The following is a 14,011-nucleotide window of genomic DNA, read 5'->3' on the forward strand; positions in this document are numbered from 1 at the left end:
TTACATTTATGCGACAAAAAGATAAAAATCATCCTTATAACAAAGTTTCTGGTGGACAATATGAATACTTTGAAAGTATGGGATTCCCAGATTTAATCAAAGAAATTAAAAAGATTGATGACCATACTGTTGTATTTGAATTAAACCATCCAGAAGCCCCTTTTTTAGCAGATTTAGCAATGTCATTTGCATCAATTTTATCAGCTGAATATGCTGATGCTATGCTTAAGAAAAACACACCAGAAAAATTAGACTTAGTTCCTGTTGGTACGGGCCCATTTACTTTTGTACAATACCAAAAAGACTCCAGAATTCTTTATAAAGCAAATCCCGATTATTTTGGTCCAAAAGCCAAACTTGATCGCTTAGTGTTTTCTATTACACCTGATGCCGCAATTCGTTATGCTAAGTTACAGAAAGGCGAGTGTCATGCTATGCCATACCCAAATGTAGCCGATGTTGAACGAATGAAATCAGACAAAAATATTGTTGTTAAAGAAATGGCTGGCGTTAACATTGGCTATTTAGCCTACAATATGGATAAGCCGCCACTTAATAATTTGCAAGTCCGCCAAGCATTAAATATGGCCGTGAACAAAGATGCGATTATAAAAGCTGTTTTTCAAGGTGCAGCTGAACCAGCTAAAAACTTTATTCCTCCATCAATGTGGAGTTATAACGATGAAGTGAAAGATTATCCTTATGATCCAGCGCAAGCAAAAGAGTTATTAAAATCAGCGGGATTAGAGAACGGGTTTACTATCAATTTATGGGCAATGCCAGTACAACGCCCATATAACCCAAATGCACGCCGTATGGCCGAAATGATTCAAGCGGATTGGGCTAAAATTGGCGTAACAGCTAAAATTGTGAGTTATGAATGGGGAGAATATCTATCTCGTATTCGTGATGGTGAACATGATGCTGTATTAATGGGCTGGACTGGAGATAATGGCGACCCTGATAACTTTTATTCTGTCTTGATGAGCTGTGATGCGGTTAAAGCAGGTTCAAACTATTCACGCTGGTGTTACAAACCATTTGATGATTTATTGCAACAAGCGCGTATTGAGTCAAATCACGAAAAAAGAGTTGAGCTATATAAACAAGCACAAGTTGAAATGCATAATCAAGCACCTGCATTGATGATTGCGCATTCAATGGTTTATATGCCATTACGCAAAGAAGTTAAAGGCTATATTATGGCGCCTCTGTCATTACATGACTTTAACCAAGTTACGCTTGAAAAATAGTATTCCTAACGATTAACCACCAATGTGTGGTTAATCACTACGTTGGGTTTTGCTAAATTTAGAGCTATAAATCTATTTTTTAATAATAATAAAAATTTTATCTATTTTATAAACGATAGTTTAAAAGCAATATTTAAGAGCTACTACATGTTTCAATTTATTCTAAAGCGGTTAGGTGTACTTATTCCAACGTTTATTTGCATCACACTACTTACTTTTATTTTTGTTCACCTTATTCCGGGTGACCCCATTATGGTGCTTGCAGGAGAGCGAGGTTTAACCCCTGAACGCCATGCTGAATTAATGACTCAACTGGGTTTAGATAAACCACTGTATCAACAATATTTTCAATATATTATAAACATGCTTCATGGCGATTTAGGAACCTCTTTTAAAAGCCAAATTCCAGTATGGGATGAATTTGTACCCCGATTTAAAGCAACGTTTGAACTTGGATTTTGCGCAATGTTGTTTGCAGTTAGTTTTGGGATCCCAATCGGTGTTCTTGCCGCAGTGAAACGTGGTTCAATATTTGATCACACAGCAATAGGGCTATCTTTAACAGGTTACTCCATGCCAATTTTTTGGTGGGGGATGATGCTAATCATGTTAGTCTCAGTGCACTTAAATTTAACCCCTGTATCTGGTCGTGTTAGTGATATGCTTTTCTTAGATGAAAGTAATCCTTTAACCGGATTTATGTTAATAGATACTTTATTATGGGGTGAAACGGAAGATTTTATCGATGCAGTTACTCACTTAATTTTACCTGCAATTGTGTTAGGAACCATTCCATTAGCAGTAATTGTCCGCATGACTCGTTCTTCTATGTTAGAAGTATTGAGTGAAGATTATATTCGAACCGCACGAGCTAAAGGCGTTAGTAGAATGCGAATCGTCCTTGTTCATGCATTGCGTAATGCAATGATCCCTGTTGTTACCGTTATCGGTTTACAAGTTGGTACAATGCTTGCCGGCGCCATATTGACCGAAACCGTCTTTTCATGGCCAGGAATTGGTCGTTGGTTAATTGAAGCGCTACAGCGTCGAGATTACCCCGTTGTACAAAGTGGCGTTTTAATTGTTGCGGTCATAATTATTTTAGTGAATTTATTAGTTGATATGTTGTACGGGGTTATTAACCCACGTATTAGACATAAATAAGAGTGTTTTTACAGATGAATAAACAGGTTATTACTGAACCAACCAATACGCAAGACACCAGTTTAGTCGTACCTAAACCATTAACGCCTATGCGTGAATTCTGGTTCTATTTTTCAAAAAATAAAGGTGCAGTCGTTGGACTAGTCTTTATTATTATTGTTGTATTACTAGCTATCTTTGCCAATTTTGTTGCACCACATTCCCCTTCTGAACAATTTAGAGATGCATTACTAACACCACCCGTTTGGATGAAAGATGGCAGTTGGCAATTTATTTTAGGAACTGATGATGTGGGACGAGATATCCTATCCAGACTCATTTATGGTGCCCGTTTATCCTTATTAGTCGGTTGCTTAGTAGTCATTATCTCATTGATTTTAGGGATTACATTAGGATTAATTGCTGGTTATGTAGGTGGTTTTTTAGACAATGTAATTATGCGTGCAGTGGATATCATGCTTGCATTACCAAGTTTACTACTTGCACTTGTATTAGTTGCAATATTTGGTCCATCAATTATTAACGCTTCAATAGCATTAGCTTTTGTTGCATTACCACATTATGTTCGCTTAACACGCGGAGCAACGATTGCTGAAATTAATAAAGATTATGTGATCGCCTCACGAGTTGCTGGGGCGGGACCCTTACGACAAATGTTTATCAACATCCTACCAAACTGCTTAGCACCATTAATTGTACAAGCTTCATTAGGATTTTCGAACGCAATTTTAGACATGGCTGCATTAGGTTTTTTAGGCATGGGCGCACAACCACCAACACCAGAATGGGGAACAATGCTTGCTGACGTATTGCAATTTGCACAATCAGCATGGTGGGTCGTTACCTTTCCTGGTTTAGTAATTTTAATGACAGTGTTAGCTTTCAACTTAATGGGAGATGGTTTGCGAGACGCACTTGATCCTAAATTGAAACAGTAATGGAGATACAGTCATGGCACTATTAGAAGTAAAAGAATTATCTGTTCAATTTGGTGGATTTAAAGCAGTAGATCACATTAGTTATGACGTTGAGCAAGGGCAAGTTGTTGGTATTGTTGGTGAATCAGGTTCAGGAAAATCAGTTAGTTCACTCGCCATAATGGGATTAATTGATTTTCCCGGTAAAGTCAATGCAAATGCATTACACTTTGATGGCAAAGATCTTCAACAAATCTCAACTAAAATGCGCCGTAAAATTGTAGGTGCAGATGTGGCAATGATCTTTCAAGATCCGATGACTAGCTTAAACCCATGTTTTACCATAGGTTACCAAATCATTGAAACATTAAAAATCCACCAAGGTGGCAGTAAAAAAGAGCTCAAAGCAAGAGCGATTGAATTGCTTAAATTAGTAGGAATTCCTGATGCTGAAAATCGATTAAAGGTTTATCCGCACCAGTTATCTGGCGGAATGAGCCAACGAGTAATGATTGCAATAGCCATTGCATGCAATCCAAAACTCTTAATTGCTGATGAACCAACAACAGCACTAGATGTCACAATTCAAGGGCAAATTATTGAGTTATTACTTGAGTTGCAACGCAAAAATAATATGGCATTAATTCTTATTACTCATGACTTAGCGTTAGTTTCTGAGGCTGCACAAAAAATTATTGTAATGTATGCTGGACAGGTGGTTGAAATAGGAGATGCTGAAATTATCTTTAAAAAACCATTACACCCTTACACACAGGCACTATTACGCTCTCTCCCTGAGTTTACTCAAGATAAAGAACGATTAGCATCATTATCAGGCGTTGTACCAGGAAAATATGATCGACCAACAGGCTGTTTACTCAACCCTCGTTGTCCTTATGCTACTGAACATTGTTATACCCAAGAACCAACACTAGTTAGCTATGGTGAAACTAGAAAAGTAAAATGTCATTATCCACTATCAAGCGAAGGGATACCACAATATGAACAATAACATGGAAAATAATGAATTACTGCTTGATGCCCGAAACTTGACAAAATATTATCATGTTAAAACGGGACTTTTTTCTGAAACCAAGCAAGTTAAAGCCGTTGACGGTGTATCTTTTACATTAGACAAAGCTAAAACACTTGCGGTTGTCGGTGAATCAGGTTGTGGTAAATCCTCATTAGCAAGATTACTAACAATGATTGAAAAACCCACATCTGGAGAAATTTATTTTAAAAATCAGAATTTGTTGGATAATGATCAACAAGCTCAAAAATTGCGTCGCCAAAAGATTCAAATTGTTTTCCAGAATCCATACTCATCATTGAACCCGCGCAAAAAAATCGGTTCCATATTAGAAGAGCCTCTAATTATTAATACTGATCTAACAGCAAATGATCGTAAAGCAAAAGTACTATCAATGATGCAAAAAGTTGGATTAAAAGAAGAGTTTTATAACCGTTATCCCCATATGTTTTCAGGAGGACAACGTCAACGCATTGCTATCGCAAGAGGTTTAATGCTTGATCCCGAAATAGTAGTTGCTGATGAACCTGTTTCAGCATTAGACGTTTCTGTACGAGCACAAGTGCTAAATTTGATGATGGATCTACAGCAAGACCTAGGTTTATCTTATATTTTTATTTCTCATGACCTTTCCGTCGTTGAACACATTGCTGATGACGTAATGGTAATGTATTTGGGTCGTTGCGTTGAACAAGGACGAAAAGATGAAATCTATCGTAACCCTAAACATCCATATACTCAGGCACTATTATCAGCAAACCCAAGATTAAATCCTGATCTTAGACGAGATAGAATTAAATTAGAAGGTGAATTACCAAGTCCGCTAAATCCACCTATGGGTTGTGCGTTTAATGCTCGATGCCGTTTAGCATTTTCACGTTGTACAACAGAACAACCACAGCTTATTAATTATAATGAACATAAAATTGCGTGTTTCTGTATAGAGGAAAATAATAAAGGTGACAGTTAATTCTGTCACTAAATTAGATACTAAATCTATCCATTGCATTTTTCTTTTCTTAGAAGATAACAAATTGTCATATTAATAGTTTTGTGCTAGTTTCGTACTCATTATTAACTTACAACCGCGATAGCCCTAAGATTACTTATGTCCAATTCATCAGCTAAAAAAGTCGCTTTTGCCGCCTTTATTGGTACGACCATTGAATGGTATGATTTTTATATCTATGCCTTGGCATCAGTATTAATATTTGGTCAGCTTTTTTTTCCTGATGATAATCAATTTGTGCAAATCTTAGGATCTTTTGCCACCTTTGCCGTGGGATTTTTATCACGTCCTTTAGGAGCGTTACTATTTGGTCATATTGGTGATCGTTTGGGGCGTAAAAAATCGTTAATTACTACGTTGGTTTTAATGGGGTGTGCCACCACCTGTGTTGGTTTATTACCCTCTTATCAACAAGCAGGCATTTTATCACCAATTTTATTAGTTACATTACGCATATTACAAGGGATTGCGGTTGGTGGTGAATGGGGCGGTGCAGTACTTATGACCAATGAACATGCCCCCAAAGGGTTGAAAAACTTCTTTTCCTCCTTTGCACAGTGGGGAAGCCCAGCAGGAAATATTTTAGCATTATTGGTCTTTTCTTATATTATCCGTTCACCTATAGCTGAGCTTATTAATAGTGGCTATTGGCGTATTCCATTTTTAGCCAGTTCTATTTTATTAATTATTGGCATTATTGCTAGAGTCACCTTAACCGAGTCACCTGTCTTTATCGAATCATGCAAAAAGCAAGCAAACTTAAAGCAAGAATCAACACCGATTATTGAAGTTTTAAAAAAATCAACACCGCTATTAATTTTAAGCATTGGCGCTAATGTATTGTCATTTAGTGGAATATTTTCTAATACATTAATGATTGGCTATACCACTATTGCACTAGGTATTGAAGACAAGATAATTGTTGATGCCCTGTTTTGGATTGCGATTGTGCATTTTGTTGTGCAACCTTTTATTGCCTATTTTTCAGAAAAATACTCGGCTACACGATTTTTAATTTGTTCGGCAATCTTAGCAATGGGATCGGTATTTTTATTATTCCCAATCATTCAGATAGGCACAAAAAATAGCTTTATTATTGGTATTTCGCTCAACGTAATTTGCTACAGTGGCTTTTATGGCGTAATAGCGGGCTATTTAAGTCGAGTTTTTCCTACCAGAATACGTTACACAGGGTTATCTATCAGCTATCAAGGTTGCGCTGCCATTTTTGGTAGCCTAATTCCGATGATAGGGGCATATATTATTTATACTTACAAATCTTTTTGGATACCATTAGCCTTGTTTTATTGTTGTTTAGCATTGATATCTATTATCTGTATCTATCTCCTAAACCGCTATCATTACTATGACGAATAATAAGGCAAACATATGAAAACAGTATTATCAATTCAATCAAATGTTGTTTATGGTTATGCCGGTAACAAGGTATCGACATTAGCCATGCAGCTACAAGGCGTTGAAGTTATGCCGATCCATACCGTGCAATTATCCAGTAATACAGTTTATCCTCATTATGATGGCATAGTGCTTGGTGCTAAACAAATCACACGAATAGTTAATAGTCTAGAAAAAATTGGGGTTTTAAAGTCTATTGACGCCATTATTTCGGGCTATATTGGTCTTGCTGAACAAGGCGAAGAAATCTTAGAAGCAGTCAACAAAATTAAATACTATAATCCTAATGCTATCTATGTTTGTGATCCTGTTATGGGGGGCGATATTAATAAAGGTAGTTCACTGCCACAAGGTATTATTGATTTCTTCACTAAGCAAGCGGTTAAACAAGCCGACTATATCACACCAAATTTATTAGAATTACAAATACTTTCTGATATCGAAATTAAAACATTTAACGATGTACTAAATGCAATAAAAAAACTACAAAAACAGTCTATTAAAGCTATATTAGTAAAAAATTTGGTGCACGCTGGCAAAACAACCAACCTATTTGAAATGATGTTAGCTACGCCAACCCAAAACTATCATCTTGCTCGCCCACTATATGACTTTCCACATCGTCCATTAGGTGTGGGTGATTTAATTTGTAGCTTGTTCACTGTGCATCTAATTAATGGACAATCCCAATTAATGGCATTTGAATTAGCCGCCAATGCCGCTAATCACGTGCTAGAGATCACCAAACAAAAAGAGGCTCGAGAATTGGCAATTATTGATGCTCAAGCGTGGATTAAAAAGCCAGATTTGCGGTATCGGGGGATGGAATTGATGTTATAAAAGAATATCATTTCTATGTTATTCTTCTAAACAATAAGTATTTTGTGCTAAAATTTTATATTAATATTTTGATTAAATAATAAATTCTAGCACAAAATATTTTCCTAATTATACTTTAAACGTAATCCAAGGTTTAAGTTTAACTATGGTTTGAATCAAATCGGCTTTTTGTTGCGCTTCAATTACTGGTGTAATTGGTTTGTATGCTATAGGCGCTTCTTCGCGTAGCCGCTCTTTTTTGAGAGTAATGCATTGCCATGGTAAGGTAGTCTTTTCAAACTCTACCTTTTTATTACGCATGTTTTGCCTTCTTTCTGCTCTTCCTGCACCATGTGAACAAGACCATAACCACTCTTCATTACCTTTACCAACTGCTACATAAGAGTGATCACCCATCGACCCAGGAATTAATGTTATTTGACCTGTATATGCAGGCGTAGCACCTTTACGATGAATATTCATGCCTTGCTCTGGTAAAATAATATTATGAGAAATATCAACCACTAATTGACTATCATCTTGATGAAAGATCGTTGATAACGATTTACGTATTAACTCGGTGATGACAATACGATTTATCCAAGCATATCGAGCAGCAACGCCCATTGCTTGTAAATAAGCTTTAGCGTCATTATCAGTCAAGCCAAACAATCCTGATTTAGGCTGTTTTTCATTAGCTGGCCATAGGGCTTTTGCTCTATCTTGCCAACGTTGACCAATATAAAATCCAACATCACGTGATCCAGTATGGATCATAACCACAATACTATTTTTTTGAAGACCTAATTGATAAGCTAAATGACGATCCATTATCTCATCAACAATTTGTAACTCAACAAAATAGTTACCAGAACCAACAGTACCTAAGCTAGCAGGACGGATAATATCTCGCTTTTCAAAAAAGGCTTCAGGCGCATATTTACTATCTGCCACAATTAAATGATTACCAGATATTTTATCAAGCTCTGCCCGTAACCGTTCATAATTAACCGAATTCCATAGCCCATGCTGAGGTAATTCAGATAACCATGCCGAAATATCTTGATCAAATAATGCTTGAAAAGATCGCGGCGTAACAGGAATATCACGTTCATCTTGCAATAATACGCGTTTTAATTGCGCAATAATTGAAGACTTTTGTTTACACACTTGCTCATAACTTAAGCCCGTTGTAAAAAGCCGCATACCACAATTAATATCAGTGCCAATTGCAGCTGGAATAATAAAATTCTGCGTGGTAGCAACAATACTACCTACTGGTGCAATAGTACCTGGATGAAAATCGGGTGTTGCACGCGCAGTACAAACTTTACCTAAACTATTAGGTATTTTAACTGAAGCAAAATTTAATAGTTGTTCTACGGCTTTTTCCTCTAATGGTAAAGGATTAGGCAATAATACCTGAGCAGTAGTATTTTCTTTATTAAAAGTATAAATATCATTATTAAAATGACTTTCAATCCCAAGACGGGACAAACGTTTTTGTAAACGAGTAAATGTAGACATAATAGCCACCTAGAAAACAATAAAATAGTGTCTCCTCATATTGAGAAGATAATTACTGTTTTCCTGCAGCAGCACTATTCAGGAAAGCGGGCACATTCTATACAAAAAATCTTTATCTGTAAAGATATTGAGATTTGATAAACCATATATTAATATTATGGATTACATATCAGTATTAAATCAAAACATAAAATTTAAAAGAGAAAATAAAGAATTATTATGGGTATGGGGATACAAAAAGTTATGCTAACACCATGCAAATCAGAAAAAGAATTGTTAGAGCACTTTGGTTGTTATGGATTTGAAAAACAGCTCAATTTTTATGAAATAATTGGCGATAGCAATTGGCAAATAGATATCAATCAAGGTATTATCTATTTTGGTGATAATATAACCTTTTCTATTCAATTATTAGGTACTTTTTCTTTATCTTCTGAAACATGGCTTTGGTCTTGGAATAACGAAGCATCGCAGTTACCCACATCGGTTATTGAACAAGCGTTGAGTTTAAAAAGCTATGGTGAAGAAAATGATATTAATTTATTCACTTCTGCTCAATTTGACACTACACAAGAAGATTTATACAAAATAGGGGTAATTGCTACAGGAATGTTTAATACCGATGGATATTATCTGGCTGATTTTGGGCAAGGAATAGCATTGGTAACCATAAAAAAAGATCATATTAACTCAAAAAATAATAACCAGAATAAAATCTCTAAAATTTTTCCAAAATTTATAACAAATCTGTTTGGGCGTTCTTCATCTGAAAATGATAACCATGAGCAGAAAAATAATCAAAACCAAATTTTTGAAATATTTTCTCAATTTATTTCAAACTTTGATGTGGATCATTATCAGGCGCTTAAATACTATCTGATTGCTAAAGATTATCAAGTCAAACAAAGCGATTTGACAGCTCAAATAGAGCTTGTTGCAATAAAAGGTGAGCAAAGAATCGTTGCTAAATTTGATGAACAATCTCGTTTAATCAGTTTAAATGTATAAATACAGTTGTCAGTAAAAATCTTTTCATTTATGGAATAGATTTTACCAATACATTGATTAAGCTTTATTAACCATATCCCAACTTAAACCAAACTTTGCCAAATATTTTTTTAATCGATCAGCATCATTGCTACGTTGTTTTTTTATGCGAGACACAGCGAACAATTTTCTGCCAGCTTCAGATAAACAGCTACTTTTTTGGCAGATTTCAATCACCTTTTCCAATTGGAAGCGATCAAATTCATCTATTTCTAATGGAATTAAAGAGTCATCTGATTTGTGTTTCCCCCAGTTTTGTTTTAAGCGTAGAATCTCTTTTTCTACTTGTTCCAACGTAATATTAGCTTGTGGTGCTAACGTTGCCATTCGAATAATCGAGCTATTCAATTCACGAAAGTTACCCTGCCATAAGGCTTCCTGAGAGGTAGCAAAAGCTAAATAAGCACGTCTTGATTGTTGATTGAAACGCGGCATAATACCGTATTCTTTAGCATAACGCGCCAATTCATAATCAATATTCGGTTCGATATCTTCTTTTCGTTCGGCTAAACTCGGCAGTCGATAACTCCACAAATTGATTCTGGCAAACAAATCTTCACGAAATTCACCATTCTCAATCGCCAATTTAAGATCTTTATTAGTCCCAGCAATTAATTGAAAATCACTCTGAATCGGTTTATCACTACCAAATGGATAAAATTGTTTCTCTTCGATCGCTTTTAATAACATTGCTTGTTCATCAAGACCAAGTTCACCAATTTCATCTAAAAATAATAACCCCCCGTCAGCATTTTTAAGTAATCCAGTACGAGCGAGATTTGCCCCCGTAAATGCTCCTTTCACATGGCCAAATAAGGTTGACATTGCACTATCACCTCGTAAGGTGGCGCAGTTAATTTCGACAAATTGACCGTTAATTTGATGATTAGTGTGTTTTAGCAAATAAATTTGTTTAGCTAAAAATGATTTACCTGCACCAGTTGGCCCACACAATAAAATAGGGGCATGCGATCGGCTAGCAACCTGTTCTATTTCAGCAATTAATTGATTAAATTGTTGGTTACGAGTAGCGATACCTGACTTTAACAGATCTGTTGCTTGAATGGCATATTGTTGAAAACGGGTTAAGATTTTATCATAACGATGCAAATTCAAATCGATGATATTCATATTACCGTAAGGTACTTGCGCAATAAGATCTGCTTCCTCTAAGTTATAATTTTTTTCTATTACCTCCTTTTTGGATGGTGGAGACATTTGTAATAATTTAGCTGGATAATAGCGCGATTCTGCTAGTAAAAACCAACAAATCTGTGCGACATGCGTACCTGTTGTGATATGCAAATAATACTCTTCTTGTTCTGAATTAAATGAGTAGTTTTTCGAAATATCAAAAAGGCAGGTATAAACTTGTTCAAAATCCCATGGATCATCTATATTTACTGCGATTGGCCTTACTTCGGTTTGTGGTGATAAAATTTTAATATCTTTAACAACTTCGCAAAGCAGATGATAATCGTTTTGATAATAGAGTAATTCAAATCGAGTTAATGGTAGATCAGATTGATGACATAAATCGATAGTCGGTCGCCATTGCAACCATCGTCGTTTACCTTTACCACGTTGATCCAATACATTTCCTAAAAAACCAAACACTACATTCTTTTTCATTCTTATAAAAATTTATAAATTAATAGATAAAATTATAAAAAACAAACTTATTTAAATCTATCTAATTTTTAGATTGATCTGTTTTAAATTTATTTTTTTGTTTTAAATCAAATTGATATTAATTGTTTTTATCTTTTTTTAATTTTTGGCACACTTTTAGCAAATTATAATAATGAATAAGAAAAAAGGTTTTATCGCCCAAGAGAAAAGGGATAACATCCCAAAATAAAACTGAACTTGTAAACTTAGTAACTTAACGTTACATAAAATTTAGATGGAATTAAAAATGAGTCAATATAACTTATTACAAACAGATAACGCAAAACCAATAAAAATGTGGACAAAAGGCGTGCCTGTTGAAGAAGAAGCCAAAACACAATTAACCAAAACGGCACAATTACCGTTTATTTTTAAACATATCGCCGTAATGCCTGATGTACACGTAGGTAAAGGATCGACTATCGGTAGTGTGATCCCAACCATAGGCGCAATTATACCTGCAACTGTAGGAGTGGATATTGGCTGTGGCATGATTGCTGTGCAAACGTCTTTAATAGCGAGTGATTTGCCCGATAATTTATTACCGTTACGGCATGAAATTGAAAAAGCGGTACCACATGGCATAACACCAAAACATAAAGGACGAGATAATGGTAGTTGGCAAAATCCACCATCACTAATCGATAGTTATTGGCAACAGCTATTACCCGGTTTTGAAAAATTAACTGAAAAATACCCACGTTTTTTAAATACTAATAACTACCGACATTTAGGAACACTCGGCACTGGCAACCATTTTATCGAAATTTGTTTGGACGAAGCCGATCGAGTTTGGATTATGTTGCATAGTGGATCACGTGGTGTAGGTAATGCTATTGGTAGCTTTTTTATAGAAATGGCTAAAAAAGATATGGAAGCCCATATCAAAAATCTACCTGATAAAGATTTAGCTTATTTACAAGAAGGCACTGAACACTTTCAAGATTATGTTGATGCTGTGCATTGGGCGCAAGAATTTGCAAGACTCAACCGTGAAGCAATGATGAATAATGTTATTTTAGCAATGCGTAAAGTCATTACTAAACCATTTACCACCCACATGTCGGCGGTAAATTGTCACCATAACTATGTACAAAAAGAGCAACATTTTGGTGAAGAAATTTTCATTACGCGTAAAGGTGCGGTGTCTGCTCGAAAAGGTGAGCTAGGGATTATTCCAGGCTCAATGGGTGCAAAAAGCTATATTGTGCGAGGACTTGGTAATGAAGAAAGTTTCTGTTCATGCTCACATGGTGCAGGGCGAGTTATGAGCCGAACAGAAGCCAAAAAGAAATTTACCATTGAAGACCAAATTAAAGCAACAGCACACGTTGAATGCCGAAAAGATGCCAACGTGATTGATGAAATTCCAATGGCATACAAAGATATTGATGCGGTAATGACAGCCCAAAATGAATTGGTCGAAATTGTCCATCAATTACGACAAGTTGTGTGTGTGAAAGGGTAAAAAATATTGAGGAGCAATCCTCAATATTGGTGGAAATAAAAATATTAAAAACCTTAATTATATCAATTACAATCTAAAAATAATGCATTACTATCATGATTATTCAATTTGATTTAAATAACTAATTAATCATTCTAACAATAAAATATTTAAAGGATTAACGATGAAAGAAACTACTCAAAATTCAACGACAGAACCCTCAAATATGGCGACGACTCAACCATTTCCAATGGTATGGGATAACAATAAAATCAGTATTTATCAATTTTTACTGCCTTATCAACATGCAGAAAAACTGCCTGAAATAGCCCAAACACTTCCTGATGAATCATCTGATGATACAAAATTAAAATGGGCAGCAGGGGCGATGGATGGGGTTAGCAATCATCATGGCGCATCATCTGAACACACATGTGTTGAAGAAATTTTAACGTTACTAGGGGCTGTTGATCTTTGCTGTACATAAATTACTCAACAATACATTGGCAGCCACATTAACATAAATGCCAGTGATACCATACTGGCATAATTCCTTTCTAACTTATCGTATCTAGTTGATATTGAACGATATTGCTTGATTCTAGCAAAGGCATTCTCGACTAAATGACGATAGCGATAAAGGCACCTATCCATACTGCTTTTATCTATATCCTTACCATAATTACGTTTAGCAATCACCGTTCGTCC

General features: G+C 35.5%; 13 protein-coding genes. 10 read left to right on the plus strand and 3 right to left on the minus strand.

Annotated features, from left to right (window positions below):
• From A9G38_RS02625 to pdxY, 7 genes are all read left to right on the plus strand, one after another.
• Positions 1-1,253 (plus strand): ABC transporter substrate-binding protein (locus tag A9G38_RS02625; protein WP_065623124.1); only part of this gene is annotated, 1,253 nt, incomplete at its 5' end.
• A 147-nt stretch (positions 1,254-1,400) separates the two neighbouring features.
• Positions 1,401-2,417, plus strand: coding sequence for a dipeptide ABC transporter permease DppB (gene dppB / locus A9G38_RS02630; protein WP_034914661.1), 1,017 nt, complete (start codon positions 1,401-1,403; stop codon positions 2,415-2,417).
• A 14-nt stretch (positions 2,418-2,431) separates the two neighbouring features.
• Positions 2,432-3,355, plus strand: coding sequence for a dipeptide ABC transporter permease DppC (gene dppC, locus A9G38_RS02635; protein ID WP_034914666.1), 924 nt, complete (start codon positions 2,432-2,434; stop codon positions 3,353-3,355).
• Between the two features lie 13 nt (positions 3,356-3,368).
• Entirely contained in the window at positions 3,369-4,346 is a 978-nt protein-coding gene (gene dppD, locus A9G38_RS02640; protein WP_034914669.1) for a dipeptide ABC transporter ATP-binding protein, read from the plus strand.
• Positions 4,336-5,337, plus strand: coding sequence for a peptide ABC transporter ATP-binding protein (locus tag A9G38_RS02645; RefSeq protein WP_034914670.1), 1,002 nt, complete (start codon positions 4,336-4,338; stop codon positions 5,335-5,337). The genes dppD and A9G38_RS02645 overlap by 11 nt, the downstream gene beginning before the upstream one ends.
• Positions 5,338-5,475: 138 nt before the next feature.
• A complete protein-coding gene (locus A9G38_RS02650; RefSeq protein WP_034914671.1) occupies positions 5,476-6,753 on the plus strand; it encodes an MFS transporter in 1,278 nt (425 codons plus the stop codon).
• A gap of 12 nt (positions 6,754-6,765) precedes the next feature.
• A complete protein-coding gene (pdxY, locus tag A9G38_RS02655; RefSeq protein ID WP_034914675.1) occupies positions 6,766-7,632 on the plus strand; it encodes a pyridoxal kinase PdxY in 867 nt (288 codons plus the stop codon).
• Between the two features lie 108 nt (positions 7,633-7,740).
• On the opposite strand, the gene A9G38_RS02660 is transcribed toward pdxY, so the two are convergent.
• Positions 7,741-9,138 (minus strand): RtcB family protein, encoded by a 1,398-nt coding sequence (locus A9G38_RS02660; protein ID WP_034914679.1) that lies wholly within the window; start codon positions 9,136-9,138, stop codon positions 7,741-7,743.
• 225 nt (positions 9,139-9,363) lie between these two features.
• Between A9G38_RS02660 and A9G38_RS02665 the strand changes: the two genes are divergently transcribed.
• The gene (locus A9G38_RS02665) at positions 9,364-10,146 is read left to right on the plus strand and encodes a DUF6882 domain-containing protein (protein ID WP_141671692.1); all 783 of its coding nucleotides are present in this window, start codon (positions 9,364-9,366) and stop codon (positions 10,144-10,146) included.
• Positions 10,147-10,203: 57 nt separating this feature from the next.
• Here the strand turns inward: A9G38_RS02665 and rtcR are convergent, their stop codons facing one another.
• Positions 10,204-11,817 carry an RNA repair transcriptional activator RtcR gene (gene rtcR, locus A9G38_RS02670; RefSeq protein WP_034914685.1) on the minus strand — a complete coding sequence of 538 codons (1,614 nt, stop codon included), beginning with the start codon at positions 11,815-11,817 and terminating at the stop codon, positions 10,204-10,206.
• A 286-nt stretch (positions 11,818-12,103) separates the two neighbouring features.
• Here rtcR and A9G38_RS02675 point away from each other — a divergent pair, with 286 nt between their 5' ends.
• Both A9G38_RS02675 and A9G38_RS02680 read left to right on the plus strand, forming a co-directional pair.
• Positions 12,104-13,324 (plus strand): RtcB family protein, encoded by a 1,221-nt coding sequence (locus tag A9G38_RS02675; protein WP_176713217.1) that lies wholly within the window; start codon positions 12,104-12,106, stop codon positions 13,322-13,324.
• Positions 13,325-13,487: 163 nt separating this feature from the next.
• Positions 13,488-13,790, plus strand: a complete 303-nt coding sequence (locus tag A9G38_RS02680; RefSeq protein WP_034914690.1) for a hypothetical protein — start codon at positions 13,488-13,490, stop codon at positions 13,788-13,790.
• A 5-nt stretch (positions 13,791-13,795) separates the two neighbouring features.
• On the opposite strand, the gene A9G38_RS11580 is transcribed toward A9G38_RS02680, so the two are convergent.
• On the minus strand, positions 13,796-14,011 hold a 216-nt coding region (locus tag A9G38_RS11580; protein WP_141671693.1), incomplete at its 5' end, for a transposase.

The sequence above is a fragment of the Gilliamella sp. Imp1-1 genome, assembly GCF_001690415.1.
GTDB lineage: Bacteria > Pseudomonadota > Gammaproteobacteria > Enterobacterales > Orbaceae > Gilliamella > Gilliamella bombi.

Excerpts from the sequence above, each read along its gene's own strand:
- A9G38_RS02660 (WP_034914679.1), bottom strand. The coding sequence starts at position 9,138 with ATGTCTACATTTACTCGTTTACAAAAACGTTTGTCCCGTCTTGGGATT.
- dppC (WP_034914666.1), top strand. The coding sequence starts at position 2,432 with ATGAATAAACAGGTTATTACTGAACCAACCAATACGCAAGACACCAGT.
- A9G38_RS02645 (WP_034914670.1), top strand. The coding sequence starts at position 4,336 with ATGAACAATAACATGGAAAATAATGAATTACTGCTTGATGCCCGAAAC.
- rtcR (WP_034914685.1), bottom strand. The coding sequence starts at position 11,817 with ATGAAAAAGAATGTAGTGTTTGGTTTTTTAGGAAATGTATTGGATCAA.
- pdxY (WP_034914675.1), top strand. The coding sequence starts at position 6,766 with ATGAAAACAGTATTATCAATTCAATCAAATGTTGTTTATGGTTATGCC.
- A9G38_RS02650 (WP_034914671.1), top strand. The coding sequence starts at position 5,476 with ATGTCCAATTCATCAGCTAAAAAAGTCGCTTTTGCCGCCTTTATTGGT.
- A9G38_RS02680 (WP_034914690.1), top strand. The coding sequence starts at position 13,488 with ATGAAAGAAACTACTCAAAATTCAACGACAGAACCCTCAAATATGGCG.
- dppB (WP_034914661.1), top strand. The coding sequence starts at position 1,401 with ATGTTTCAATTTATTCTAAAGCGGTTAGGTGTACTTATTCCAACGTTT.
- A9G38_RS02675 (WP_176713217.1), top strand. The coding sequence starts at position 12,104 with ATGAGTCAATATAACTTATTACAAACAGATAACGCAAAACCAATAAAA.
- dppD (WP_034914669.1), top strand. The coding sequence starts at position 3,369 with ATGGCACTATTAGAAGTAAAAGAATTATCTGTTCAATTTGGTGGATTT.
- A9G38_RS02665 (WP_141671692.1), top strand. The coding sequence starts at position 9,364 with ATGGGGATACAAAAAGTTATGCTAACACCATGCAAATCAGAAAAAGAA.